General features: G+C 58.6%; 31 protein-coding genes. 13 read left to right on the top strand and 18 right to left on the bottom strand.

The genetic code is table 11. The features are described from left to right. Positions 1 to 74 precede the first annotated feature (74 nt). Complete coding sequence (locus WNY39_RS03865; RefSeq protein ID WP_342844365.1) at positions 75 to 1,322, top strand: lipoprotein-releasing ABC transporter permease subunit; 1,248 nt, start codon at positions 75 to 77, stop codon at positions 1,320 to 1,322. Then, positions 1,315 to 1,998: an ABC transporter ATP-binding protein gene (locus WNY39_RS03860; protein WP_342844187.1), complete on the top strand. Its 684-nt coding sequence runs from the start codon at positions 1,315 to 1,317 to the stop codon at positions 1,996 to 1,998. The genes WNY39_RS03865 and WNY39_RS03860 overlap by 8 nt, the downstream gene beginning before the upstream one ends. A gap of 1 nt (position 1,999) precedes the next feature. On the opposite strand, the gene WNY39_RS03855 is transcribed toward WNY39_RS03860, so the two are convergent. Next, positions 2,000 to 2,434 (bottom strand): DMT family transporter, encoded by a 435-nt coding sequence (locus WNY39_RS03855; protein WP_342844185.1) that lies wholly within the window; start codon positions 2,432 to 2,434, stop codon positions 2,000 to 2,002. A 95-nt stretch (positions 2,435 to 2,529) separates the two neighbouring features. On the opposite strand from WNY39_RS03855, the gene WNY39_RS03850 reads away from it, so the two are divergent. Beyond that, positions 2,530 to 2,934 (top strand): cytochrome c, encoded by a 405-nt coding sequence (locus tag WNY39_RS03850; RefSeq protein WP_245764144.1) that lies wholly within the window; start codon positions 2,530 to 2,532, stop codon positions 2,932 to 2,934. Here WNY39_RS03850 and WNY39_RS03845 read toward each other — a convergent pair. From WNY39_RS03845 to WNY39_RS03820, 6 genes are all read right to left on the bottom strand, one after another. Continuing rightward, on the bottom strand, positions 2,931 to 3,611 hold the full coding sequence (locus WNY39_RS03845; RefSeq protein WP_342844183.1) for a hypothetical protein: 681 nt from the start codon (positions 3,609 to 3,611) through the stop codon (positions 2,931 to 2,933). The genes WNY39_RS03850 and WNY39_RS03845 overlap by 4 nt on opposite strands. Before the next feature lie 273 nt (positions 3,612 to 3,884). Then, entirely contained in the window at positions 3,885 to 4,517 is a 633-nt protein-coding gene (locus WNY39_RS03840) for a HEPN domain-containing protein (RefSeq protein WP_342844181.1), read from the bottom strand. Next, complete coding sequence (locus WNY39_RS03835) at positions 4,514 to 6,475, bottom strand: DNA topoisomerase IV subunit B (protein ID WP_341234886.1); 1,962 nt, start codon at positions 6,473 to 6,475, stop codon at positions 4,514 to 4,516. Before WNY39_RS03835 ends, WNY39_RS03840 begins: the two co-directional genes overlap by 4 nt. Before the next feature lie 156 nt (positions 6,476 to 6,631). Next, positions 6,632 to 7,504 (bottom strand): alpha/beta hydrolase, encoded by an 873-nt coding sequence (locus WNY39_RS03830; RefSeq protein WP_342844180.1) that lies wholly within the window; start codon positions 7,502 to 7,504, stop codon positions 6,632 to 6,634. Continuing rightward, complete coding sequence (locus WNY39_RS03825) at positions 7,501 to 8,649, bottom strand: alpha/beta fold hydrolase (protein ID WP_342844179.1); 1,149 nt, start codon at positions 8,647 to 8,649, stop codon at positions 7,501 to 7,503. Before WNY39_RS03825 ends, WNY39_RS03830 begins: the two co-directional genes overlap by 4 nt. 81 nt (positions 8,650 to 8,730) lie before the next feature. Then, the gene (locus WNY39_RS03820; RefSeq protein ID WP_342844178.1) at positions 8,731 to 9,591 is read right to left on the bottom strand and encodes a LysR family transcriptional regulator; all 861 of its coding nucleotides are present in this window, start codon (positions 9,589 to 9,591) and stop codon (positions 8,731 to 8,733) included. 96 nt (positions 9,592 to 9,687) lie between these two features. On the opposite strand from WNY39_RS03820, the gene WNY39_RS03815 reads away from it, so the two are divergent. Together WNY39_RS03815 and WNY39_RS03810 are read left to right on the top strand one after the other, a co-directional pair. Further along, positions 9,688 to 10,062 carry a DUF4260 domain-containing protein gene (locus WNY39_RS03815; RefSeq protein WP_342844176.1) on the top strand — a complete coding sequence of 125 codons (375 nt, stop codon included), beginning with the start codon at positions 9,688 to 9,690 and terminating at the stop codon, positions 10,060 to 10,062. 41 nt (positions 10,063 to 10,103) lie between these two features. Continuing rightward, a complete protein-coding gene (locus WNY39_RS03810; RefSeq protein ID WP_342844174.1) occupies positions 10,104 to 11,480 on the top strand; it encodes an MATE family efflux transporter in 1,377 nt (458 codons plus the stop codon). Here the strand turns inward: WNY39_RS03810 and WNY39_RS03805 are convergent. Beyond that, positions 11,477 to 11,872 (bottom strand): hypothetical protein, encoded by a 396-nt coding sequence (locus tag WNY39_RS03805; protein ID WP_342844173.1) that lies wholly within the window; start codon positions 11,870 to 11,872, stop codon positions 11,477 to 11,479. The genes WNY39_RS03810 and WNY39_RS03805 overlap by 4 nt on opposite strands. Before the next feature lie 91 nt (positions 11,873 to 11,963). Further along, positions 11,964 to 13,166 carry a pyridoxal phosphate-dependent aminotransferase gene (locus WNY39_RS03800; RefSeq protein WP_342844363.1) on the bottom strand — a complete coding sequence of 401 codons (1,203 nt, stop codon included), beginning with the start codon at positions 13,164 to 13,166 and terminating at the stop codon, positions 11,964 to 11,966. A 90-nt stretch (positions 13,167 to 13,256) separates the two neighbouring features. On the opposite strand from WNY39_RS03800, the gene WNY39_RS03795 reads away from it, so the two are divergent. The 4 genes from WNY39_RS03795 to WNY39_RS03780 all read left to right on the top strand — a co-directional run bounded on the left by WNY39_RS03795 (position 13,257) and on the right by WNY39_RS03780 (position 15,474). Further along, positions 13,257 to 13,655, top strand: coding sequence for a helix-turn-helix domain-containing protein (locus WNY39_RS03795; protein WP_341234879.1), 399 nt, complete (start codon positions 13,257 to 13,259; stop codon positions 13,653 to 13,655). Beyond that, on the top strand, positions 13,648 to 13,914 hold the full coding sequence (locus tag WNY39_RS03790) for a succinate dehydrogenase assembly factor 2 (RefSeq protein WP_341234878.1): 267 nt from the start codon (positions 13,648 to 13,650) through the stop codon (positions 13,912 to 13,914). Before WNY39_RS03795 ends, WNY39_RS03790 begins: the two co-directional genes overlap by 8 nt. Positions 13,915 to 14,027: 113 nt before the next feature. Next, the gene (locus tag WNY39_RS03785) at positions 14,028 to 14,528 is read left to right on the top strand and encodes a winged helix DNA-binding protein (protein ID WP_341234877.1); all 501 of its coding nucleotides are present in this window, start codon (positions 14,028 to 14,030) and stop codon (positions 14,526 to 14,528) included. 118 nt (positions 14,529 to 14,646) lie between these two features. Next, on the top strand, positions 14,647 to 15,474 hold the full coding sequence (locus WNY39_RS03780; protein WP_342844170.1) for a PhzF family phenazine biosynthesis protein: 828 nt from the start codon (positions 14,647 to 14,649) through the stop codon (positions 15,472 to 15,474). Here the strand turns inward: WNY39_RS03780 and WNY39_RS03775 are convergent. The 3 genes from WNY39_RS03775 to WNY39_RS03765 are packed head-to-tail and all read right to left on the bottom strand — an operon-like array spanning position 15,471 to position 17,316. Continuing rightward, positions 15,471 to 16,166 (bottom strand): DUF1194 domain-containing protein, encoded by a 696-nt coding sequence (locus WNY39_RS03775; RefSeq protein WP_342844168.1) that lies wholly within the window; start codon positions 16,164 to 16,166, stop codon positions 15,471 to 15,473. The genes WNY39_RS03780 and WNY39_RS03775 overlap by 4 nt on opposite strands. Continuing rightward, positions 16,163 to 16,876, bottom strand: a complete 714-nt coding sequence (locus WNY39_RS03770) for a DUF1194 domain-containing protein (protein ID WP_342844166.1) — start codon at positions 16,874 to 16,876, stop codon at positions 16,163 to 16,165. The genes WNY39_RS03775 and WNY39_RS03770 overlap by 4 nt, the downstream gene beginning before the upstream one ends. Before the next feature lie 5 nt (positions 16,877 to 16,881). Continuing rightward, positions 16,882 to 17,316, bottom strand: coding sequence for a VOC family protein (locus WNY39_RS03765; protein WP_341234873.1), 435 nt, complete (start codon positions 17,314 to 17,316; stop codon positions 16,882 to 16,884). 316 nt (positions 17,317 to 17,632) lie between these two features. Between WNY39_RS03765 and WNY39_RS03760 the strand changes: the two genes are divergently transcribed. From WNY39_RS03760 to WNY39_RS03750, 3 genes are all read left to right on the top strand, one after another. Beyond that, positions 17,633 to 18,466, top strand: a complete 834-nt coding sequence (locus WNY39_RS03760; protein ID WP_342844361.1) for a thymidylate synthase — start codon at positions 17,633 to 17,635, stop codon at positions 18,464 to 18,466. A gap of 2 nt (positions 18,467 to 18,468) precedes the next feature. Next, entirely contained in the window at positions 18,469 to 18,948 is a 480-nt protein-coding gene (locus WNY39_RS03755) for a dihydrofolate reductase (protein WP_342844165.1), read from the top strand. Between the two features lie 195 nt (positions 18,949 to 19,143). Next, entirely contained in the window at positions 19,144 to 19,416 is a 273-nt protein-coding gene (locus WNY39_RS03750) for a hypothetical protein (protein ID WP_342844163.1), read from the top strand. 55 nt (positions 19,417 to 19,471) lie between these two features. Here WNY39_RS03750 and WNY39_RS03745 read toward each other — a convergent pair whose 3' ends face one another. Further along, positions 19,472 to 19,678, bottom strand: coding sequence for a cold-shock protein (locus WNY39_RS03745; RefSeq protein ID WP_341234869.1), 207 nt, complete (start codon positions 19,676 to 19,678; stop codon positions 19,472 to 19,474). Positions 19,679 to 19,843: 165 nt separating this feature from the next. Here WNY39_RS03745 and WNY39_RS03740 point away from each other — a divergent pair, with 165 nt between their 5' ends. Then, on the top strand, positions 19,844 to 20,158 hold the full coding sequence (locus WNY39_RS03740) for an ArsC/Spx/MgsR family protein (protein ID WP_342844160.1): 315 nt from the start codon (positions 19,844 to 19,846) through the stop codon (positions 20,156 to 20,158). Here the strand turns inward: WNY39_RS03740 and WNY39_RS03735 are convergent. The 5 genes from WNY39_RS03735 to thrS form a co-directional block, all read right to left on the bottom strand. Next, a complete protein-coding gene (locus WNY39_RS03735) occupies positions 20,155 to 20,697 on the bottom strand; it encodes a DoxX family membrane protein (RefSeq protein WP_342844158.1) in 543 nt (180 codons plus the stop codon). The two genes, WNY39_RS03740 and WNY39_RS03735, sit on opposite strands and share 4 nt — an antisense overlap. Then, positions 20,681 to 21,448: a DNA-binding domain-containing protein gene (locus WNY39_RS03730; protein WP_342844157.1), complete on the bottom strand. Its 768-nt coding sequence runs from the start codon at positions 21,446 to 21,448 to the stop codon at positions 20,681 to 20,683. Before WNY39_RS03730 ends, WNY39_RS03735 begins: the two co-directional genes overlap by 17 nt. Next, entirely contained in the window at positions 21,445 to 22,293 is an 849-nt protein-coding gene (locus tag WNY39_RS03725) for a DUF692 domain-containing protein (protein WP_342844156.1), read from the bottom strand. The genes WNY39_RS03730 and WNY39_RS03725 overlap by 4 nt, the downstream gene beginning before the upstream one ends. A gap of 71 nt (positions 22,294 to 22,364) precedes the next feature. Further along, positions 22,365 to 22,667: a DUF2282 domain-containing protein gene (locus tag WNY39_RS03720; protein ID WP_342844155.1), complete on the bottom strand. Its 303-nt coding sequence runs from the start codon at positions 22,665 to 22,667 to the stop codon at positions 22,365 to 22,367. Positions 22,668 to 22,898: 231 nt separating this feature from the next. Beyond that, positions 22,899 to 24,845, bottom strand: a complete 1,947-nt coding sequence (gene thrS / locus WNY39_RS03715) for a threonine--tRNA ligase (protein WP_342844153.1) — start codon at positions 24,843 to 24,845, stop codon at positions 22,899 to 22,901. Positions 24,846 to 24,969: the final 124 nt, after the last annotated feature.

The following is a 24,969-nucleotide window of genomic DNA, read 5'->3' as shown; positions in this document are numbered from 1 at the left end:
GCGACCTATCTGACCGGAGCCCTTTGATGGCGAAACCTGCCCAGACCACCGCGCCCTTTGCCCCGTTTGAATGGATGATTGCATGGCGGTACCTGCGCGCCCGCCGGGCCGAAGGCGGCGTGAGCGTCATGACATGGATCAGCCTGATCGGCATTACCTTGGCGGTGTTCGCGCTGATTGCCACGCTTTCCGTGCGGTCCGGATTTCGGGCTGAATTCGTGGGCACCATTCTGGGCGCGAATGCCCATGTGACCGTGTATAATTTGGCCACGGTTGATGAAAACGGTGTCAGCCAGACCGGAATACCCGATTACACCGACATGGCGGCGCGGGTGGCACAGGTGCCCGGTGTGACCCATGTGGCACCACTGGTGCGCGGGCAGGTGATGGCCAACAAGGGGCAGGCCAACACCGGGATCGAGGTCTATGGCATTGACGGCGCAAATCTGGCGAACCGCCCGCGTATCGCCAACCCTGAAACCGCGCAGGGCGATCTGGCGAATTTCGATCAGGGCATCGCCATCGGGTCTGGCGTGGCGCAGGCGCTGCGGGTCGGGCTTGGCGACCGGATCAAGATTATCTCGCCCAACGGGGTGAAAACCGCCCTTGGGACCAGCCCGCGGATCAACGCCTATGACGTCGTCTATATCTTTAGCGCCGGGCGCTATGACATTGACCGCACCCGCGCCTATCTGCCCCTGACCGAGGCGCAGTCGTTCTTTAACCGCGAAGGGGTGGCGGACGAGTTGGAAGTTATGGTCGAGGACCCCGATAACGTCGACGCCCTAAGCCAGCCCTTGATGGCCGCCGCTGGCGAACGGGCCATGGTCTGGACATGGCGCGATGCGTCTGGGTCGTTTCTGGATGCGCTGGATATCGAAGACCGCGTGATGTTCGTGATCCTGAGCATCCTTGTGCTGATCGCCGCGATGAACATCGTATCAGGCCTGATCATGTTGGTGAAAAACAAGGGCCGCGACATTGGCATTTTGCGCACCATGGGCCTAAGCGAGGGGTCGATCCTGCGGGTATTTTTCATCTGTGGCGCGTTCACCGGCATCATCGGCACCGCCATGGGTGTGATCCTTGGTTGCTTGTTTGCACTGTACGTCGATCAAATCTTTGGCGTGGTGAACTGGCTGTCGGGCGGCACCGCTTGGGATGCATCGGTGCGCGGCATATACTTCCTGCCGGCCAAGCTGCAATTTGGCGATGTGATGTCTGCCGTGGCCCTGTCGCTGGGCCTGTCGTTCATCGTGACAATCTTTCCCGCACGCCGTGCCGCGCGGATGAACCCGGTCGAGGCGCTGCGCTATGAATGATCCCGTGTTGCGCCTGTCCGGCATTTCCAAGGCCTATAACGCGGGCCTTCCGTCCGAGGTATCGGTGCTGCGCGGCATCGACCTGACCGTCGCCCCGGGCGAGGTCGTAGCCTTGGTCGCGCCATCTGGTGCGGGTAAATCGACGTTGCTGCATATCGCGGGGCTGCTGGACACGCCGGACAGTGGCACGGTTGAAATCGCGGGCACAGATATGACGGGCCAGTCTGACCGCAAACGCACGGGCGTGCGGCGGCGCGATGTGGGGTTCATCTATCAGTTCCACCATCTGCTGCCCGAGTTTTCTGCCGTCGAGAACATCGTGCTGCCGCAGCTGGCCAACGGTGTCAGCAAGGTCGCCGCCCAAACCCGCGCGCTGCACTTGCTGGATCAGGTGGGCATCGCCCATCGCGCCAGTCACCGGCCTGCGGAATTGTCGGGCGGCGAACAACAGCGCGTCGCGTTTTGCCGTGCGCTGGCCAATGAACCGCGCCTTTTGCTGGCGGATGAACCCACGGGAAATCTGGACCCGGCCACATCGGATCAGGTGTTTGCGACGTTGATGGAACTGGTGCGCGGCACGGGGCTGTCTGCGGTGATCGCGACCCATAACCTTGATCTGGCCGCGCGGATGGACCGCCAAATACGGCTGGATGCAGGGCAATTGGTGCCGTTGTAAACTATGCCTGCTGGGTCAGCCAGACACCGGCACATATCAGCGCAATGCCCCCCATGCGCGCAGCCCCCAAGGGCGACACCTGCGCCCCGAACAGCCCGAAATGATCAATCGCCGCGGCGCTGATCAACTGGCCGAGCAAGACAAAGAACACCGCATTGCCGACGCCAAAATGCGGCGCGATAAATGTGATCGACATCACGTAAAACGCGACCAGCAGCCCGGCCAGAAACAAATGCCGGGGTGCTGCGGGCATCTTGGAAAAGCCTTGCGGATTATGCACCAGCGCCACGATCAGGCTGGCCGTGAAAGCCACGATAAACAGCACCGTCGCAGCCGCTGCGGGCGATCCGATACGCGCGCCCAAGGCCGCGTTCAACCCTGCAAGAATTGGAATGCCGACCCCGGCCAAAAGCATAATGATCGCATAGTGGGCCATGGGAGCTCTCAATTTATTCTATCCAATTGACACAGATCATGGCAAAGCATCAGGTGAACGGCAAGGTTTAGTCCCAGCAATAAAAGGAAACAAAAATGCGTCTGCCCCTGATCTCGTGTATGTTCGGCCCGCTCGCCCTTGCGGCCTGCGTTGAAACCGGCATGCCGGAACGGCCCGAGGGGGCTGCGTTTTTTGCCGATAACTGTACCGCCTGCCATGGCACATCCGCACGCGGCGATGGCCCCTTGGCCGGGAACCTGACGACCACGCCGCCCGACCTGACCCTGCTGTCGCGCAATAATGATGGCCGGTTCCCGCAAACCAAAACGCTGGCCTATATCTATGGCGATCCGCAGGAAAACCACCTGACCCGCGTCATGCCCGACTTTGGCAAGGAAATGGCGCTGGATCTGGTGCCGGTCGAACTGGACGGCGCATGGACCCCGACACCGCGCGTGCTGGCCGGGCTGCTGGTCTATCTCGAAAGCATCCAGCGCTAGTCGCAAATCCCGCGCAATTCGACCCCGTTCCACGGCATCCGCACCGCATAGGCGCGGCTTTGGGGCAGGGGGGCGACCGGCATCACCTGTGAAATAAGCGCATGTAACCGCTTGGTCCGCGACGCCTGCGGGGCGAGCGCACGGCAACATACGAATTCCTCGACGATGGCCCCTTGTTGTTCAAACCCAAAGTCGTGGAACTGCGGTTCTGCCGTGAGATCAAACAGATAGGGGTCTGCCATCCCGCCATGTTCAAACGCCGCGCGCAGCGGGGTATAGCCCGTCATCGCGCGGTTTTGCCATTGCCACACATGGGTCAGCTCGTGACTGAACACCATCGCCTCGATCAGGCTGATCTGGTCGGGGTAATCGGGCAGATAATCGTCCAGATACCAATCCTTGTCGAAAAGCACGGTGTTGAAGGCGGCCATCGCGGCGGGCTTGGTCGTGATGACTTCGCCCACTTTTTCAGGCGGCAGAATGCGTTCGCGGCAGGTGGTGCGCGGCCGGGCCTTGCGGGTCATGGTAACGGCCTTGGACGGGGCCCCGTCATGCAGCCGCACCCGCGCGACATTCAGCGTATCGCCCGTGATGGTCTGCGCAAATGCCCGTTCATTTACCGTCAACGGACGCCCGCAAGAGGCAAGGAGCAGGACAAGGATCAGCGCGTGTTTCATGCCCAAACCGTGGGTGAAAGCCGCGGGACGATCAAGGGGAATTTTCGCGGTGGTGAGGGAGGTGTGTGGGGTACGCGACGGGTGTGTGCGTGGAGGTTGGGGACGCGGTGGTCGGGTACGCGTGGGTCGGGTACGCGGGTCGTGTGCGGTGAGGTCGGGTACGCGTGGGTTATCACCCACCCTACGTAGGGTGGGTGCAACCCACCAAAGCCCCATCACCCCGCAAACCGGATAATTATTGGATGTAACGACAGGGCCGCGCCCGACCTCGGGCTAATCTGTAGCTGACGACACCGCACCCATCTTCTTGTCCTTTACCCACTGGTTGATGATTATTTCCGAGCTATCCACGAAGAGCTTCAACTCTTCGATGCGAGCGCCGACATCCTCCGCGTCAATTGCTTTAGGCTGGCCGTGGGAATTAATATGGGCGCAGTGACTTACTTCATTTCGAATTATGACAAGCTTTTCAATTCGTCTCCCCAAATTTTTTCGATTGCAATGTTTGTGAATTCTGCCTGACAAGCCATCTAAGTCTATAGCACTAAATAGATTTTCGATGGCTTTTGTCTGATTGGTAGTCACTCCTGACAAAGACTTCGACAATAATGACCTAATTCTTCGAAATGGTCGTTTCATAACAGCTAATTCTAATGCCATCTCGGTGTTTAAACCTGCTCGCTCAAGTCTTTCTATTAGTTTTTTGTTAGGTTTGTTGTTTTTTAAGTAGTTATTCAGAACGTCACAGAATTTCGAAGTGAAGTAGTGATCAAAAGCAGCAACCGACAATATGACTGACCCTCGGGCTAGGTCGTCGCTGAGGATGTCTTCGTGCTCATCAGCTGCCTGCAATAGATTTTCTGCGCGCTCGATAGTATTTAGGAAATAGTTGTATGGCTTACTCAAACATCCAACTCCTCCACAAACTGCGCGTTATCCTGAATATACTGATAGCGCAGTTCGGGCTTTTTCCCCATCAGACGTTCGACCAGATCACCGGTCTCTCCGGGGATGTCCTCTTGCACTGTGACGCGGATCAGTTTGCGGGTGGCGGGGTCCATGGTGGTTTCTTTCAAGTCCTTGGCGTCCATCTCGCCCAGGCCTTTGAACCGTTGCAGGTCGATCTTGCCTTTGCCGCCCAGACCTTTTTCCAGCCACATGTCCTTTTCCGCGTCGTCGGACACATAGACGCGTTTGGGCCCTTGGGTCAGACGGTACAGCGGCGGGCAGGCCAGATACAAATGCCCCGCGTCGATCATCGGGCGCATCTGGGTAAAGAAGAACGTCATCAGCAGTGCTGCGATATGCGCGCCGTCGACATCCGCATCGGTCATGATAATGATCTTGTCATAGCGCAGATCGTCCAGCACGAATTTGCTGCCCATCCCGACGCCAAGCGCCTCGCATAGATCGTTGATCTCGGCGTTGGTGTTCAGCTTGCCCGAGGCCGCGCCCAGCACGTTCAGGATCTTACCCTTCAGCGGCAGCAGCGCCTGGTTCACACGGTTGCGCGCGCCTTTGCCGGACCCGCCAGCCGAATCCCCCTCCACGATGAACAGTTCGGTGCCTTCGCGGGTTTTGGAGGTACAATCGGTCAGCTTGCCGGGCAGGCGCAGCTTTTTGGTCGCCGTCTTGCGGGCGGTTTCCTTTTCCTGACGGCGGCGCAGGCGTTCCTCGGCGCGCAGGACAAGGAAATCTAGGATCGCACCGGCGGATTTCGTGTCCGCCGCCAGCCAGTTGTCAAAGTGGTCGCGCACGGCGTTTTCGACCATGCGCTGCGCATCAACGGTGGCCAGCCGGTCTTTGGTCTGGCCCACGAATTCAGGCTCGCGGATAAAGCACGACACCAGCGCGCAGCCGCCGGTGATCAGGTCGTCGCGGGTGATGGTGCCGGCCTTTTTATTGCCGACCAATTCGCCGTAGGCTTTGACGCCTTTCAGGATCGCAGACCAGAACCCCGCCTCGTGGGTGCCGCCCTCGGGCGTGGGGATGGTGTTACAGTACGACTGGATGAACCCGTCGCGCGACGGTGTCCAGTTGATCGCCCATTCGACCTTGCCTGGGGTGTTGAATTTCTCGCGGAAATCGACGGTGCCGCCAAAGGGGGCTTCGGCATAGGTGGTTGATCCGCTTAGGGTTTCGTTCAGGTAATCGGACAGACCGCCGGGAAAGTGGAACGTCGCCTCGGCCGGGGTGTCGCCGTCTGCCTGCGCACATTTCCAGCGGATTTCGACGCCGGAAAACAGGTACGCCTTGGACCGGGCCATCGCGAACAGCCGTGCCGGTTTCAGTTTCAGCGCGCCAAAGATTTCCGGATCGGGGTGAAAGGTGACTGCCGTACCGCGTCGGTTGGGGGCGGCACCGATCTTGGCCAGTGGCCCTTGGGGCTTGCCGCGTGAAAACTCCATCGCAAACAATTCACGGTTACGCGCCACTTCGACCCGCAGATGGTCGGACAGGGCGTTCACAACCGATGACCCCACACCGTGCAAACCGCCCGATGTCTCGTACGAATCGCCCGAGAATTTGCCGCCCGCATTCAGGGTGCAAAAAATGATTTCGAGTGCGGATTTGCTGGGGTCCTTGGGGTGCGGGTCAATCGGGATACCACGCCCGTTGTCACGCACGGTGACGTGGCCGTTTTCATGCAATTCCAGCTCGATCCAGGTGGCGTGGCCCGCAACCGCTTCATCCATCGAGTTATCGATGATTTCGGCGACCATGTGGTGCAGCGCGCGGTCGTCCTTGCCCCCGATATACATACCGGGGCGCAGGCGGACGTGCTCCATATCCTCAAGCACCTCAATGGATGAAGCGTCATATTCCTTGGCCGTGGGCTGCGCACCAGAAAGAAGATCGGACATAAGGGGGGCCTGCCTGTCTATTGCTTTTGTTAGGGTCCTACTATGCCAGAGCCCGCAAGGCGGGGGAAGGGCGGATGACGTCGCGCAGGCGCGTTTTCCCGCCCTTTGGCGCAGGTTTTATGGGGGTCATCCGCCATGCGGCACTGCTGCGTTCTGCTAGAGCCAGTTCAAAATGGCATCCGCAACCGCGCGGGGCTTTTGATGGTGTAGCCAGTGATCTGCCCCTTGGATGCTCACGCGGGTCAGATCGGGCGCATAGTCCTCAAGCCCTTGGGTCGATGCGGGCATCAGCGCGGTGTCATCCTCGCCCCAGACCAACAGATGCGGGCAGCGCACTTGCAACCGCGCCGGATCAAAGGTCAGCGCATCATCGATAGCCTCTCCGGTCTGGCCGATTTTCAGCGGCGACGCGCGGTACCAGTTCACCATCCCGCGCAGGCCAGATGCATCGCGCCAAGCGGCTTTGTAGCCCGCCAAGGTCTCGCCCTGCAGCCAATCCATATCCATATGCGCGGAAAACAATCCCATCAGCTTGGCAAAATCATCGGCGGCCAGAATGTCTTCTGATCCTTCACGGCGCAGGAAATGGATGTATTGCGACGCGTCGGTTTGCGGCCCGCCCTTGGCCAGTTCGCGCTGGAACGGGGCTGGATGGACGCCGTTCATGATGATCAGTTTCGACACCAGCTCAGGCCGCCCGATGGTCAGTGCGTAAGCCACCGATGCACCCCAGTCATGGCCCAGCAAGATCACCGGCTCATCGCCAATTAACGCCGCCATATCCGACACCAATTGCGCCGTTTTATAGTGTTCAACCTCAGCCGGTCGCCAGCTTTGGCCATAGCCGCGCTGGTCGGGCGCGATGCAGTGAAACCGCGTGGCCAGCAGCGGGGCCAGATCGTTCCAAGCCCCTGAATATTCGGGAAACCCGTGCAGCATCAAAAGCTTGGGCGCGTCCTTGTCGCCCCAGTGGCGTACAAAAAACGGGTGCCCGTTCAACGTGACTGTCTCAGTCCAATCGGCTGTCATCTGCTGTTCCCTCCCCCCGAGGTGATGTCCCGTTGCGTGGCGGGCATATATTCCAGCACCAGCCCGACCGAGGTGCCGGGATCAAAGCCGCGCCATGTGGTGCCATCCAGATAATGCAGCGTATCCTCGCCGCGTAAATGTACCCCCAGAAAGGCGGCGGCGAAATGTTGGGCAACGTTGTTCATACGCAACGTATCCCAGACGGGGTCGGCATAGTGTGAAAATGGGTGCCAGCCCAAGGTATCCGACATGGGCCAGCTTTCGTCAGGGGCCGGAATGGGGGCGGCGGCATTATGGCCCGCGCCCTGAAAGCTCAGTAAATAGCGATCCGCGCTTGCCCCCTCAAAGATGCGGCGCATCGCGCGATAGTTCGACACCTCGTCAGACGTTCCGGCCATCATGAACATGGGTGTGTCCAACTGCGCCAGACATTCCGCATCCCACATGTTTTGCCCGTTGCCCCACGGACCGATGGGAATGATCGCTTTCAGCCGTGGATCGCGCAGGGCCGCATGGGTGCCAGACCCGGCCAGATGCCGTGACAACATATCATCCGTGCCCGCCCGCGTGTGGTTCAGCGCAGTTGGTGCCAGCCCGGCACCGCCCATAATCAACGCGCCATAACCGCCCATGGAATAGCCGATCAGCCCGACCTTTTCACAATTGACCAAAGCACCCAGATCACCGCCCAACTGCGCCATCCCATCGATCACGCCGCGCTGGTCCAGCGGGCGGTGCACCAATGTGACCTCAAAGGGCTGCTGATCCTCATAGGTGCTGCCCGCATGATCGGGGGCCGCCACTACATATCCCTTGGCGGCAAGGCTTTCGGCCAGATGCGCCAGCAGATACCGGTTGCCGGGATACCCGTGCGAGATCACGACCAGCGGCGCGAACCCTTCTTGGGTGGGGAGGGCATTGCGGCAGGCAGAGCCGCGCAAAACCGTCGGGGTGACGCCGTCGCGGGTCAATGTGGGGTATTCGGTGCCGGGCACCGTATCCGCATGGGCGGGATACCAGATTTCCGTCGTTAATGTCCGGCCTTCATAGATCGTAATCTCGTGGGTGGTGACCCCGACCGGATGGTGCCCGCGCGCCGCTAAACTGGGCGCATCTGGGCGCACGATATCAATACGGTTATGCACGGCGTTCCCTTTAGGTAAACCCACTACTACGGCGGGAATACTGTGGCAAGCGATGTCGCGAAGGGCAAGCAGGGATGCGGGTTAAATCAGATGGGGCAGATGTGTTTTCAGCGCGTCGAACACATAGGCAATACGGCGCAGTCGCGCCTGATCCTCGTGGACAATCAACCAACAGGGCATCATGTGCCGGATTTTCGGGGACACGCGCACCAGACCGAGGCGCGCGGCCAGTTTGACCTGACATATGCCAACGCCCAGCCCCGCGCGCAGATGCGCGATCTGCACCAAAGGATCATCGCTGCGTAAAATGATGTTCCGCGGCACAGGCATACCGGCGTTTGCCATGGCGGGCAGTATCCGGTTTTCTCGGTCATCGGCAATAAACGGCAGATCCTCGACCTCGCGGCCGGACAGGGGCAGGGATGGCACGGCGAACAGCCCCAATTCCACATCCGGCAGGCGCTTTGCAATCAGCGCCTTCTGCGTGGGCTGGACAAAGCGCACCCCGATATCTGCCGCCCGTCGCAGCAGATTTTCGGTGGTGTCGGTGCCCATGATTTCGAACCGAAGATCAGGTGCATCGCGGGTGATCTGGCCCAGAACCTCGGGCAGCACAAACCCCGCCAACACCCGGCTACAGGTGATCCGCACAGTCCCCGCAACCGCGTCTTTGTTGCCCGAGGCAATGCGGCGCAAGGATGCGGCTTCTTCCAGCACCGAAGCCGCGGCCGGCATCAGGCTATACGCCATCTGTGTCGGGGTCAGCCCATTGGCCGAGCGTGTGAACAGCTGCGTTCCTAACTCTTGCTCCAATGCTTCGATATGGCGGCGCACGGTGGGATGCGCCAAACCCAATTGGCGTGCTGCCGCAGACAGGCTGCCTTGGGTCATCACCGCATGAAAACTGGGGATAACGTCAAGAGAGGGGAACAGGTTGCTCATCAAATTATGATATCTGACTGTACGCTTTTGAACAATTTATTTCAGCTGGGGTATATGGGACTGCTTTGGCGGACAGCGCAACAAAGGATATGTGACATGCAAGGCGATCCCAAACCACATTTTGCCAATCGGTATATTCTGCAAGGCGAAGGGGCGCTGATTGCCATAGCCGGCATCGTTCTTTATGCGCAACACGGGTTCAGTTGGCTGCTTTTTGCAGTACTGATCCTCCTCCCGGATCTGGCAATGATTGGTTATGTGCGGGGGCCACGGGTGGGGGCGATTTTGTACAATTTTGGCCATAGTTATATCGCGCCGCTGATCCTGTTGGCCGTGGCGCTGTGGGTCGATAGCGAAACGACCGTGGCGATAGGTCTGATCTGGGGCGTCCACATCGGTGCGGACCGGGCTTTGGGGTATGGGCTGAAATATCCCGAGGGGTTTAAATCCACACATCTGGGTCGGGTTTAGAATCTCTTTCCCTTGTGCGGTTGCTGGCCTATGTCATCAGGATGACTTCAAAAATGACATATATCGGCCACGCCCGTGCGATTACGGTGATGGGGCTGCCGCTGGTTGGCGGCCATCTGGGACAAGTGGCCATCGGTGTGACCGACACGGTCATGATGGGCTGGTACAGCGTCGAGGCACTGGCCGCCGTCACCCTTGCCAGTACCTATTTCTTTGTTCTGCTGATTTTCGGCTCCGGCTTTGCTTGGGGCGTGATGCCCATGGTCGCCGCGTTCGAGGCCGAAGGCGATGAAACCAGCCTGCGCCGCGCCACGCGGATGGGGCTGTGGCTGTCGCTGGGCTTTGCCTGTCTATCACTGCCGTTGATGATCTGGTCGCGGCCGGTCATGGCATTGATGGGGCAGGAACCGGCGCTGGCCGAAATGGTCGGTCAATATCTGGCGATTGCCGGATGGGGTATTATCCCCGCGCTGTTGGTGATGGTTCTCAAAAGCTATCTGGCCGCGCTGGAACGGACCCAAGTGGTGTTCTGGATCACGATTGTGTCTGCCATCGCCAATGTTCTGGCGAATTACGCCTTTATCTTTGGCAATTGGGGCGCACCTGAATTGGGTATTCGCGGTGCCGCGATTGCGTCGCTTGCGTCTAACTCTGTCGCCTTGCTGGCGGTGATTATTTATGTCCTCAAGGCACTGCCAGAGCATCAGATTTTCGTACGTCTGTGGCGGCCTGACTGGGATATGCTGGCGCGGGTATTCCGTCTGGGCCTGCCCATCGGCTTTACCGGGTTAAGCGAGGTCGGATTATTCGCCGCCTCTGCGGTGATGATGGGTTGGCTTGGCACCGTGGCGCTGGCCGCACATGGGATCGCCCTGCAACTGGCATCAATGACCTTCATGGTGCATCTGGGCATCAGCAACGTCGCCACAATCCGCGCAGGTAATGCTTACGGTCGCCGCGATCCCGAACATCTGGCCAAGGGTGCGATCACCGGCACGGCAATGTCGATCTGTATTGCCGTCCTGACGATCGTCGCTTTTGTTACGTGGCCGGAACCGCTGATCAATCTGTTCATGCAGAAATCAGAACCCGCGCGGGCGCAGATCCTCGCGGTCGGCACCGGGCTATTGGCCATGGCCGCACTGTTCCAGCTTGTCGATGGTGCGCAGGCCGTGGCGCTTGGGCTGCTGCGCGGCGTGCAGGATACCAAGATACCGATGATCCTTGCCGGTATCAGCTATTGGGTGGTGGGCATCCCCGCATCCTATCTGCTGGGCTTTACCCTGGGGCTGGATGGTATCGGCGTCTGGCTGGGGCTGGTTGTTGGCTTGGGCGTGGCTGCGATCTTGCTGAACCTGCGGTTCTGGGGCCCGACGATGCGGGACCTGCGCAAGGGCAGCGCGCCGTTGCCCGCCTAGGGCAAGCGGGCTGATTTTTTGCGTACCAACGTGCTGCGCAGATCGTGCATGGCCAGCAATAGCGCGTCGGTGACCTCTTCCAGCTGTTCATCGCTGGCCTTTGATTGCACCCATTGCGTGGTCAGGTTCAGGTGATCAATCGCGCGGTGGATGTCATCCATATCGCGCCGTTCCAGCAACGCGGTGCGTTCCTTCATCCACGCCCGGATATGGGTGATATCTTCATCCGACAGCTCCCGATCACCCTGCGGTTTGATATCGCCGTTGCGGATGTTTGCGATGGCGATCTGATCCATTTCGATGCGGCGCTGACGGTTCGACGTGTCGATCCGAAACACCGCCGCCCCGTTGTCCCGGACGCGGAAATAATACTCTGGCAATTCGCTGGTCATCTCGGTGGTCCTTTCGTCTGGCGTTGGCGCAGCCATAGCCTCTGAATGGCTAATAAATGAATACCTTTAGGGCAGGGCAGACGGGCAGCGCTTATGTCAGCCCCGCGCAAAACCCTTGTATCCGGCTGCACGCTTCCTTCAGCGCCTCATCCGAGGTGGCATAGCTGATGCGAAAGTTCGGGCTAAGCCCAAATGCCGCGCCAAACACCACCGCCACACCGGTTTCTTCCAGCAGCGCCGTCGCGAACACCTCGTCATCGGTGATCTTGGTGCCCGCTGCTGATGTCTTGCCAATCAGCCCCTTGATCGACGGATAGACATAAAACGCGCCCTCGGGCTTGGGGCAGATCATGCCGTCAATCTCGTTCAGCATATCCACCACCAGATCGCGGCGACGGACAAACATCTTGTTGTTCTCGGGGATAAAATCCTGCGGACCATTCAACGCCTCGACCGCCGCCCATTGGCTGATCGAACAGGGGTTCGATGTCGATTGCGACTGAATTTTCCGCATTGCGGCGATCAGCTTTTCCGGACCCGCAGCATAGCCAATGCGCCAGCCGGTCATGGCATAGGCCTTGGACACCCCGTTCATGGTCAAGGTGCGGTCATACAAGGCCGGTTCAACCTGTGCAGGGGTGCAGAATTTGAAATCGTCATAGGCCAGATGCTCGTACATATCATCGGTCAGCACCCAGACATGCGGATGGCGCATCAACACTTCGGTCAGCGCCTTCAGCTCGTCCCAGCCATAGCCCGCACCGGTCGGGTTCGACGGCGAGTTAAAGATGAACCACTTGGTCTTGGGCGTGATCGCGGCCTCAAGCGCCTCGGGCGTCAGCTTGAAATCATTCTCAAGGGTGGCAGGCGCGATGACAGGCTCCCCGCCGGCCAGCAAAACCATATCGGGATAGCTGACCCAATAGGGTGCGGGAATCAAGACTTCTTCGCCCGGGTTCAACGTCGCCATCAGCGCGTTGTACAACACCTGCTTGCCGCCTGTGCCTACGCTGACCTGCGCCGGAACGTAATCCAACCCGTTGTCGCGTTTGAACTTTTCGCAAATCGCTTGCTTTAGCTCGGGGATACCATCGACTGCCGTATATTTCGTTTTGCCAGCCTTGATCGCGGCGATCCCTGCCTCTTGGATGTTGGTGGGCGTGTCAAAATCCGGCTCACCGGCACCCAGGCCGATGACATCACGCCCTGCGGCCTTCAGCTCGGCGGCTTTTTGGGTCACAGCAATGGTGGGGGACGGTTTTACGCGGGCAAGTGTCTTGGACAGCAGTTCCATTTCGGCCTCAGTTTGATATGTGTGCGTGACACTCATACGGCTGACCCCCGCACCGATCAAGCAACAACGGTGCCATACAGGAGAGAACCAATGAACGAGAACGCAGATTGGTATGGCCCGGATGTGGCCACCTTTGGGGATCGCGTCGCTGCGGCGCGTGAAAACGCCCAAATGACACAGGCCGCGCTGGCCAAACGTCTGGGCGTAAAACAATCGACCCTGCGCGGCTGGGAGGACGACCTGTCAGAACCCCGCGCCAACCGTCTTGCCACCTTGGCAGGGGTCTTGGGCGTGTCGATGATGTGGTTGATCAACGGGGAAGGCGAAGGCCTCGAGGCACCCGAAGAAGGGCCAAGCGTCGATGAAAGCGCCATGGATGTGTTGAACGAATTGCGCAGTCTGCGTGTGGATATGCTGAAAAGAGCCGAACAACTGGGCCGCCTTGAAAAGCGTCTGCGCAGCTCCTTGCGGGGCGCGGAAAATGGCTGAACTGCGCGAACACAAGGTCAAACGTCTGCACATGCGGTCCATGCGACGCGGGATAAAAGAGATGGATTTGATCCTGCCGTCCTATGCGTCGACACGGCTGGAAACCATGGATGACACCGCATTGGCGTTATATGACGACATGCTGGCCGAGAATGACCATGATTTATATCAGTGGGTTACGGGGCAAACAGCGCCCCCCGCAGAATTCGCGGCCCTGATCGCTGATATCAAAACTCATATCGCCGACAATCCGCTTTAGGGGGATGGGTTAAGCCATTAATTTGCATTCGAAATAAGGATGTAACGGGTTTAACGATATATTTCTCTTTTTTGTTGAGTTTCCGACAAAGCATTTTTTGTCGGAGAGAGATTATGAGTGTCCAAGATCAAATCGCCCTGCCGGGATCCCAAAAAGGGTTTATGGTGGGTTATCTCGAGGCGCTCAGCCTTGTGGAACGATTGCACAGGCTTTTGCTGGATGTGATCAAAGACGAATTTGAAAGGGTGGGCGCGCTGGAAATCAACGCGGTGCAGGCGTTGTTGCTGTTCAACATCGGCGACAACGAGGTGACCGCCGGTGAATTGAAAACGCGCGGATATTATCAGGGCAGCAACGTCAGCTATAACCTGAAAAAGCTGGTCGATATGGGCTATATGCACCACCAACGTTGCGAGATTGACCGCCGGTCGGTGCGCGTACGTCTTACTGAAAAAGGCCGCAATATCAGTACCATCGTGTCCGAGCTTTTTGCCCGTCACGCCATCGGTTTGGAAAGCAAAGGTGTGTTGGGCCCCGAAGGTATCGAAGACATCACCCATTCGTTGAAACGGGTTGAACGGTATTGGTCTGACCAGATCAGATATATCTACTGATCAATTATCGTGATGGCATGGCGGCCAAATCGTCATGGCCGTTTCGGGGCTATAGGTCTGGACCTGCCCAATGCATTAACGGCAACATGATCCCGGTATTCATTTTGGGGATCATATTATGCAACCGCTTCGTCTCGCCTCCTTTTCCACCGACAACAAAGGGGGCAACCCTGCCGGTGTGGTGATCGCGCCGCAGCATCCCTCGGACCAAGAGATGCGCCAGATTGCTGCCGATCTGGGATATTCCGAAACCGCCTTTGCCAGTCCACAAGATGATGCTTGGCGCGTCCGGTATTTCGCCCCCGAAAGCGAGGTCCCCTTTTGCGGCCATGCCACCGTGGCCTTGGGCGCGGCACTTGCGGCCCAGCATGGCAATGGCGTCTACACGCTGGTTCTGAACGACACGACCATCACCGTCGAAGGGCACAGCGAAAACGGCCAGATGCGCGCGGCGCTGCAATCCCCCGCCACGCATAGCAATCCCGCCGCCCCAGACCTAACCGCCGCAGCACTTGCCCTGCTGGGGCTCGACCCCGACGATCTTGACCCCCGCTTTACCCCCAGCTTTGCAGGGGCAGGGGCCACGCATCTTATCCTTGCGCTGAACAGCCGTGAAACGCTGGCCGCGATGTCCTATGATCTGGCCGCTGGCCGCGATCTGATGCGGGAGCATGGCCTTGTCACAATCATGTTGGTCTGGGTCGAAAACGATCAGCTGTTCCACGCGCGCAACGCCTTTGCCTCTGGCGGCGTTCTCGAAGACCCCGCAACCGGTGCCGCGGCTGCCGCGTTTTCCGGTTACCTGCGTGATGTCTCATGGCCCCATGGCGGTAAGATCACCATCATCCAGGGCGAGGACATGGGCGCGAAATCCATCATCACCGCTGAAATCCCCGATGAAAAAGGCGCATCCATCCGCGTGTCGGGCGAGGTGCGCCAGATTTAATCTGACACCAGTTCCGACACGGCCAGCACCTCAAGCTCGCGCAGTAATTTACGGGTCATCGCGGCCTCGTAGTCGTCAAAGCCCAACGCCGTTTCGACAAAGGCACGTGGCCCCGTGATCACCTCGGCCCTGAAATACGATGCCAGCGCGTTGCTTTCTGGCCGGGGCGTTGCCCCGATCACCAACGCATTCACCGTGATCCCCCGCGCGCCAATCGCCTCCTTAACATCACGGGGACGCGGGCCAAGGTTCGACATCCCGTCACCCGAGATATCCAACGTGCGTTTCCAACAGGCAGGCTGTTGATCCAGATATTGCGCGCCCAAGGTAATCGCAGTGCCCAAGGCCGTGCCCGGCGACACATCGCGCCGCGTGGTTTGCAGCAAGGTCTCGATAAATCCGTCCAACGTCGCCGCGTCCTCGATCACAGCCCAGGGAACGATCACCGCCTGATCGGACGGGCCGCTCCATTCATAAACCATGACCGACACCGGCGCGCCCGGTGACGACAGCAATGCATCCCGCACCGCGATATTGTCCAGCGCGGCGGCCAAGCCGTTGAGCTGCAAGCGGTATTCCCGCGCATCGACGGACCCTGACACATCCAGTCCAAGCGCCAGCGCCTGACGACAGGCCGCATCCGCCGCCCCGCCAAACCCAAGCGCCACAACACAGGCCAGCGCGCGTATCATCCCGCACCCAGCGGCGCGGACAGCATGCCAATCGCGGGCGGTGTCAGCTCGCGTTCCAGCTTGATCCGCAGGGCGCGCTCGTAATCCTCGAACCCGTTGGCCACGACCAAAAACGCACCGGGCCCGTGCAAAACCTCGGCACGGTAAAAGGCGATCAGCCCGACTTCGGCCTCGTAATCGGCGGCGTTCACCACCAACCCGTTCACCGTCACCCCGTCAAAGGGAAACGCGCCATAGGCATGCTGCGGCCCGAACCCTTCGTTGTTTTGCCCATCGCCCGCCATATCCAGCGTCTTGTACAAACAGCGCGGCGCGCGTTCCAACAGACCCGCGCCATAGCCCAGCCCGTATCCCATCGCCGTGGGAAAATCATTATGGCTGCGTGTGCTGCGGGCCACGGTTTCTGCGGCGCGCAGCAAATCGGCCTGCGTGTCAACCAGCGTCCAATCCAAAATCAGCTGTTGATTATAGCGCCCCGACCATTCGTAAACCGCCAGCGCCACGGGCAAATCGCTGGCAAAAAACGCCTGCGCCACGGCGTCTGACACCAGTGCCGATGCCATCCCGCCGCGCTGCAAACGGTCCTCTGCCGCATCGACAGAGCTGGACACATCCATGGCCAAAACCAAGGCCAGCCTGCATCCCGCCGCCGAAACAGCGACGGGCAATAGCAGCAACGCCGCAATCAGGGATGCAAGCCCGGCCCGCATCGGCCTTACCAGTGGCCGGTGTTTTCCATGCTTGTCCACGGCTCCGCCGGTTCCAGCGCATCGCCTTCTTGCAGCAGCTCGACCGAGATATTGTCGGGCGACCGGATAAACGCCATGCGCCCGTCACGCGGCGGGCGATTGATCACGATGCCGTTGTCCTGCAACATTTTGCAGGTGTCATAAATATTCTCGACCGTATAGGCGAGATGCCCGAAATGGCGGCTGTCATCGGGCAGCGCATCATCGCCGTCCCAGTTATAGGTCAGCTCAAGGTCCGCATGACCATCGTCCTGACCGGGCGCGCAGAGATAGACCAGCGTAAACCGCCCGCCTTCGTGGTCCATGCGGCGGCGCTCTTGCAGGCCAAGCAGTTCATAAAAGGCCATGGATTTTTCCAAATCCTTAACGCGCACCATCGTGTGAAGATATTTGATCGGCATGGGTGTCCTTCTTTCTGGTCTTTTTGCGGAGGGCGAAAGGGATCGTGCCCCATGTCGCAGTCCTAGATTTCCGGTCTCAAAACGGGGGCGGTTAATATGTCTGGCTCGCCTTAGCAGTGAATTTAGGCGCAAAGCCGCGCGTGTCAAAAACTACCATCATATTGGATGCACAAACGCCCGATTTTGCGTGGCTTCGGCGCATCTTTCCCACAAAGGACGGCCCAAGATCAACACTACATATGGCGGTCGCCGCATGAATTGCGCTATAGCTTGGGCGGTAAACAGCAGTGCGGCAATGAAAAAAGGCGGGGACACGATGCAGCAATACCATGATGCGTTGAAAATGATTTTGGAACAGGGCGACGAGTCGACCGACCGTACAGGTACTGGAACGCGGTCCTATTTCGGCATGCAATCGCGCTATCCCCTTGCCGATGGATTTCCATTGGTCACCACGAAAAAACTGCACCTAAGATCAATCATTCACGAGCTGCTGTGGTTTTTATCCGGCGATACCAACGTTAAATACCTTAAGGATAACGGTGTTTCGATTTGGGATGAATGGGCCGACGAAAATGGCGATCTTGGCCCGGTTTACGGATATCAATGGCGTAATTTTCCGACACTGAAAGCCACAGACCAGACCCAAGACGGCACGCCGCTTTATACCCGCGGCAGCATCGACCAGATTGCGCAACTGGTTGAGATGATTAAAACAACACCCGACAGCCGCCGTTTGATTGTGACCGCATGGAACCCCGCCGATGTGCCGCTGATGGCGCTGCCGCCCTGTCATACGATGTGGCAGGTCCGGATCGCCAATAACAAGCTGCATTTGCAGCTTTACCAACGCTCGGCCGACATGTTTTTGGGCGTGCCTTTTAACATCGCGTCCTACGCGTTGCTTCAGGTTATGTTGGCGCATGTGACCGGCTATACTCCGGGCGATTTTGTGCACACGCTGGGCGACGCGCATATCTATTCGAACCATATGGAGCAGGTGGAACTGCAACTGTCCCGCACGCCAAAGCCGCTGCCGACGGTGCGGATCAAACGCGATGTGACGTCGATTTTTGATTTTAAATACGAGGATTTTGAGATCGACGGCTATGACCCTGATCCGCTGATCCGCGCGCCCGTGGCGGTCTGATTATGATTACGTTGATCGTTGGCAAAGCTGTGAACGGTGCCATCGGCCGTGACGGCACAATCCCTTGGCATGTTCCCGAAGACCTCAAATCCTTTCAGCGCGAAACCCTTGGTGGCGCGCTGATCATGGGACGCAACACGTGGGATAGCCTGCCGGTCAAACCGCTGCCCAAGCGTTTGAATATCGTTGTGTCCTCCCGCCCCAATGCCGCCGAGATTGTTGTGCCGTCAGTGGCCAAGGCGATCAAAATGGCGTCGGCACAGGGGTATGATCGCGTCTATGGCATTGGCGGTGCTGGCATTTACCAAGAGATGCTAACGCTGGCCGACCGGTTGCTGATCTCCGAAGTCGATGTCGAGATTGCGGATGCTGATACGTTTTTCCCGACCTTCGCAGCCGAGGATTGGCGCGTCGTCAATGACCGCGTGCTGCGCGAAGTGGGGCCAAGATGCACCGTGCGCGAATATCTGCGGGCGCGGTAAAAACGACGCGTGGGATGGTAGCCCCGTAAGTTGGCACGGTGGGGTAAGGAAAAATAAATAAACAATAACAATACCTTAAGGTCACCCATGGGTAACCTTGGGGGCGGGCAATGCCTTATTGTGGCGAAAAAAGGGTAGACTTGATCGCATCCACTGGTCAAAATTAACCAACAGCGGACTGAAGGAGAGGGTAGAATGCGTGTTTCAACAGCAATGATCGCCGGGCTCGGTATGATGGGCGCGCTTTGCCTGCCTGCTCAGCTCTCCGCCGAGGTCAAGATTTACCCCTATCCGTCCAGCGCGAACTATTGCCCCGCCGGATTGCAGCCGGTCACCATTCAAGGCGTCATCTGTTGCGGCACGCCAAACCAGTCCATGACCTATCAACAGGTCATGGCGCATCCGGTACAAAAGAAACGCCGTTGGGATCGGTATTCGTGCATCCCGGGCGAAAAAGGCTGCAGCTAGTTCCCGCAGCCCGACCTGTGTAAAAGCCCGATGCTGGCGCGTCGGGAAACGCCCTCTACAAAAGGCTTAGGTTCGTTGCCATCTGACGTCCATCGCGCCCTTCCGCCAATTCAAATGAAACTTTTTGATTGTCGGCAAGACCGGTCAAACCCGATCCTTCAACGGCTGAAATGTGTACAAACACATCGCTGCCGCCATCCTCTGGTGCGATAAATCCATACCCTTTGGTCGTGTTAAACCATTTAACGGTTCCTGTTGGCATGTCCTTCGGTGCCTCCTGTTGAGTAGTACGTAGTGCCGTAGTAATTAAACCCGACCACGTTAATCGGTCGGGCTACACAAAACATCGTCTGGTTTGGGCAAAAATCAAGGAAATTCCCGGTCCAGTGGTGCTGCACGGGTGAAAATCTTAAGGAAACGACACGATATGATCATTTACGGGCTGAAAAACTGCGATACCTGCCGCAAGGCCGTCAAAGCGTTGCCAGACGCGCAACTGGTTGATGTGCGGGCAGATGGCGTGCCGGATGACGTGATGCAGCGGGCGTTTGCGCAGTTTGGGCCGGCATTGTTGAATACGCGGTCGACCACATGGCGGGGGCTGGACACGGGCGAACGGGATCACGATCCGCTGGTGTTAATCGCCCAGCATCCCGCGTTGATGAAACGGCCGTTGATCGATGACGCGGGCAGCTTGCATCTGGGCTGGACCAAAGAGGTGCAGAGCGCGCTTGGCGTTTAGCGGCGCAGCATCAGCAACAGTTTATCAAGGGACAGTGGGCCCGCACCTTTGATCAACAGCGTGACCAGCAACAGCAGCCAAAGCGCGCGTTGGTCCAGAATGGCGGCATCGGGGATGTGATCGAACCAGCGGCCCAAGGCATCATACTGGCCGTGGCCAAAGATATCGGTCGCGGACTGAAGCACGACAAAACCGATCATGCCCAATGCGGCCAACCGCGTGAAAAGCCCCAGCAAGATCAGCACCGGCAACAGAAATTCAGCGGCAATCCCCGCGATGACGACCGCGTGGTGATACAGCCCAAGCGCTGAACTGTCATAGCCGACATTGGCGAAAGCTTTGGGGAAAATCTGGATATAGGCACCTGCGCTTGGGTTCAGCACGCCGATCACACCGTCCCCCAATTTGGTCACGCCGGAGTTCAGGAAATAGACGGCCAACACGGCTGCAAACACCAGCCGGGCAAGGGTGCCCAGCAGCCAGTCTTGGCGTGATAATGCCATTGCGGCACTGTCATAGACGTTAAGAAGTTGTTGCATCTGCGGGCCCTTCATTTGCGCAAAAGGCGCTACTGGTAAAAGCGATGGTTAAGGCGGCAGCCAGATCAAATTCGGGCGTTGCAGCACTCGTTGCGTCTGTGGCCCCGCTTAGGGTTTTGCCCCGATCCAGATGCCCCAACCAATCAGCAGCACCAGGCGGCAACAACCTTGGTTCCGGATCGAAATCGGGCCGTGTGATCATCACGTCTTGGGGCTGCATCGCGGGTTTTGGGGCGTCTTTGACCATGTTGAAACGCCAGATATCAAACAGGGGCCAAGAAGAGGTTAAGATCCGTGTTGCGGGGGCGATCGTGAAGGTCTGCGCCATCATCGCGTCCTGCGGCAGTTGCTGAAATGCGCCCAGATCAAAGGCGGGTGCGTCCGCCGCGTGGTAGGAGGCGCGCATCGCCAGATCAAGCCGCGCGCAATCCGGCAGATAGCCGAATTTATCCAGCTGCGGCAGTTGCTTAATAAAGTCCGGAAACATGCTGCCGTAATGCATCATCAAGGGCGAAGTCGGCGGATGCGCACGGACATAAAGCGGGGCAAGACTGTCGAAACTTTGGCCGCCCAGAATTTTGCGGACCAAGGGAAAGGCGGTTTGCAGTGCTGCGATCAGCGAATGGGTGACGTTGTTGCGGTAGACATCATAACGCTTGCCCGCGGCGGTGCCATCGGCCCCTTCCAACCCATCCGGAACGGCGGCAGAGGGGGCAAGCAGACCGGCGCGAAAATCGGATTGGCGTGTCATACGGCCAGCGCAAGGGCGGCGCGCTGCGCCTCGGCCCGCAGGGTCGGCCAATCGGGCACATCATTGTCCCATTCGACCAAAACCGGTTTGGGGCCGGTCCGCGCGAGGGTGTAATCTAGCAGCGCCCAGACGGGGTCAACCACGGGTTTGCCATGGCTGTCGATCAGCAGGGGGGCACCGGCATCATCGGTGTCTTCGTCATGGCCGCCGACATGGATTTCGCCCACATGGGCCAGCGGATAGGCGTCGATATATTGCTGGGCCGACAGGCCCAGATTGGTGGCTGAGATAAAGACGTTATTGACGTCGAGCAGCAGCCCGCAGCCGGTTATGCGCACCAGTTCGGCCAGAAAATCAGTCTCGGACAGGGTGGATTCAGCAAAGGCGAGATAGCTGGACGGGTTTTCAAGCAGCATCTGGCGGCCAAGGGTGTCTTGGACCTGGCTGATGTGGCTGGCGACGCGGTTCAATGTTGCGTCGGTATAGGGCAGGGGTAGCAGATCGTTCAGGAACTCGACCCCATGGGTAGACCACGCAAGATGTTCGGAAAAGCTGGCAGGTTGGGCCCAATCACATAGCTTTTTCAAGCGGTTAAGGTGGTCGCGGTCCAGCGGGGTTTCACCCCCGATGCTAAGGCCCACGCCATGAACGGACAGGCCAAAACGCTGCGACAGCGCGCGAAGCTGGGCAAGGGGGCGACCGCCATCGCCCATATAGTTTTCGGCGTGAATCTCGACCCATTCAACAGGGCCGGGATCGCCAAGTATGTCACTGAAATGTTGGGGCTTATAGCCAACCCCCGGACTGGCGGGCAGTCGGTCAAAGCGGCGTTGACTGTCCAGCATGACGCGCTCCCTTTCGGGGTTCAGATGAAAATGCGCAGGCGGCGATTGCCACCGCCTGCGCTATTTTTGATTTATGCAGGCAGGTCGCGATCAAGTGGCTCAAGCGAGCCTTTGCGTGCGGAACCGTCTGCCATTTCGGGCAATTCCATGGCTTCACATGTGCCTGCGTCAACCAGTTTCCAAGAGTTGCCTTGGTAATCGGTGACAGAGGAACCAGCGCATGTGGTACCCGGACCTGCGGCGCAATCATTGGCACCGGCCAGCGCCACGCCATAGCATTTTTCTTTGGCGGCGGCGTCGGCAGGCGTGCTGTGCGCGGCCATGGCGGCAGCAACGGCACCGGCGACGGCGAATGTTTTCATTGTGTTGGACATTGTATGTTCCTCCTGGTGGTCTGGTTGGTAATTTTTATTCGTATCCTAGTTAAGCCCATGTTGATGTGACAAAGCTATTCACGTCAAAGTGTCTCACATCAACGTCAGGAAAACCGCTGTTTTTTTGTAATATTTGGCGGAAAAGCCCGGAAAACGGGTTTTTCGTTGAAACAAACTGTCACATCCGGGCGGGTTTGTTTTGCCGCCCGGATGGGTTTGTTACAGAAAGATTTAGCGCAGATCGGGGGGTGTTGCCTCGACCTTAAGGGCTGCTGCGACGTCGGCAAGGGTTTGGACAGAGGTCTGTTTTTCCCCAAGACGGCGCACCGATACGGTTTTTTCTTCGACCTCGCGGGCACCCACGGCAAGGATGATAGGCACCTTGCCGACCGAATGTTCGCGGACCTTATAGTTGATCTTTTCGTTGCGAATATCGGCCTCGGCGCGGACACCGGCGGCGGTCAGGGTCTCGATGACCTCGCGCACGTAATCATCCGCCTCGGAGGTGATGGAGGCCACAACGACCTGACGCGGGGCCAGCCAGAACGGCAGTTTGCCAGCGTGTTCTTCGATCAGGATGCCGATGAAACGTTCAAATGATCCCAAGGTCGCGCGGTGGAGCATGACGGGGCGGTGTTTCGCGCCATCCGACCCGACATAGGTCGCGTCGAGCCGTTCGGGCAGCACGAAGTCCACCTGATGGGTGCCACATTGCCAGTCGCGGCCAATTGCGTCGGTCAGCACGAATTCCAGTTTGGGGCCGTAAAACGCACCTTCACCGGGGTTGATCTCGGGCTCGATCCCCGCTTTGCGGGTCGCTGACAGCAGGGCTGCTTCGGCTTTGTCCCATACCTCGTCCGATCCGGCGCGGGTTTCGGGGCGATCCGAGAATTTGACCTTAAAGTTCTCGAAGCCGAGGTCCTTGTAGATGGCGGACAGGAATTCGATGTAGATCAGGGTCTCTTCCTCGATCTGGTCCTCGCGGCAGAAAATGTGACCGTCGTCTTGGGTAAAGCCGCGCACGCGCATGATACCGTGCAACGCGCCCGAGGGTTCATAGCGGTTGCACGAGCCGAACTCGGCCATGCGCAACGGCAGGTCGCGGTAGGATTTCATGCCCTGGTTAAAGATTTGCACGTGGCAGGGGCAGTTCATCGGTTTCAGCGCGTTAACTGATTTCTCGCGGGCATGTTCCTCGTCTACCTCAACGATGAACATGTGCTCTTGGTACTTCTCCCAGTGGCCCGATGCTTCCCACAATTTGCGGTCAACAACCTGCGGGGTGTTCACCTCGACATAGCCGCCGGCGCGTTGTTTGCGGCGCATATAGTCCTGAAGCTGGGTGTAGATCAGCCAGCCGTTGGGATGCCAGAACACCTGACCGGGGGCTTCTTCTTGCATGTGGAACAGGTCCATCTCGCGGCCCAGCTTGCGGTGGTCACGTTTGGCGGCTTCTTCGAGCATGTTCAGATGCGCGCGCAGCTTTTCCTTGCCGGTGAAGGCGACGCCATAGATGCGTTGCAACATGGCACGGTCGCTGTCACCGCGCCAATAGGCACCGGCGATGGACATCAATTTGAACGCGTCGCCGGGAACTTGGCCGGTGTGTTGCAAATGCGGGCCGCGGCACAGGTCTTGCCAGTCGCCATGCCAATACATGCGCAGCGGTTCATCGCCGGGGATGCTTTCGATCAGTTCGACCTTATAGGGCTCGTTCAGATCCTCGTAATGCTTGATCGCGCGGGGACGGTCCCAGACTTCGGTCCGGACGGGATCACGCTTGTTGATGATTTCCTTCATCTTCTTTTCGATCGCGCCAAGGTCTTCTGGGGTGAAAGGTTCGGCGCGGTCAAAATCGTAATACCAGCCGTCTTTGATCACCGGGCCGATGGTGACCTTGGTGTCGGGCCAGATTTCCTGAACGGCGCGGGCCATGATGTGGGCAAGGTCGTGACGGACCAATTCATTGGCCTGATCTTCGTCAGCCATGGTATGAATCGCGATGTCGGCATCGGCGTCAATTGGCCAGGCCAGATCGAAATGCGCACCGTTCACGGTGGCACTGATCGCCTTTTTGCCAAGGGATTTTGAGATGTCGCTGGCCACGTCGCCCGCAGTGATACCTGCGTCGTACTGCCGTGCATTGCCATCGGGAAGGGTGAGAGTGATCTGGGCCATTTGGGCCTCCTCGTCGGTTTGGCGCCTACGAGACGCCCGGTTGCGGGTTATGTGCCTGCGCTAGATGGCGGCGTGGGGCCGTCTTGTCAATAACTGCGGCGTTTTTCGAAACCTCTTTGGGTGG

Source organism: Sulfitobacter sp. AS59, assembly GCF_038899995.1.
Lineage (GTDB): Bacteria > Pseudomonadota > Alphaproteobacteria > Rhodobacterales > Rhodobacteraceae > Sulfitobacter.
Note: the sequence above shows the minus strand (reverse complement) of the source record. Positions and strands in the feature narration are given on the sequence as shown.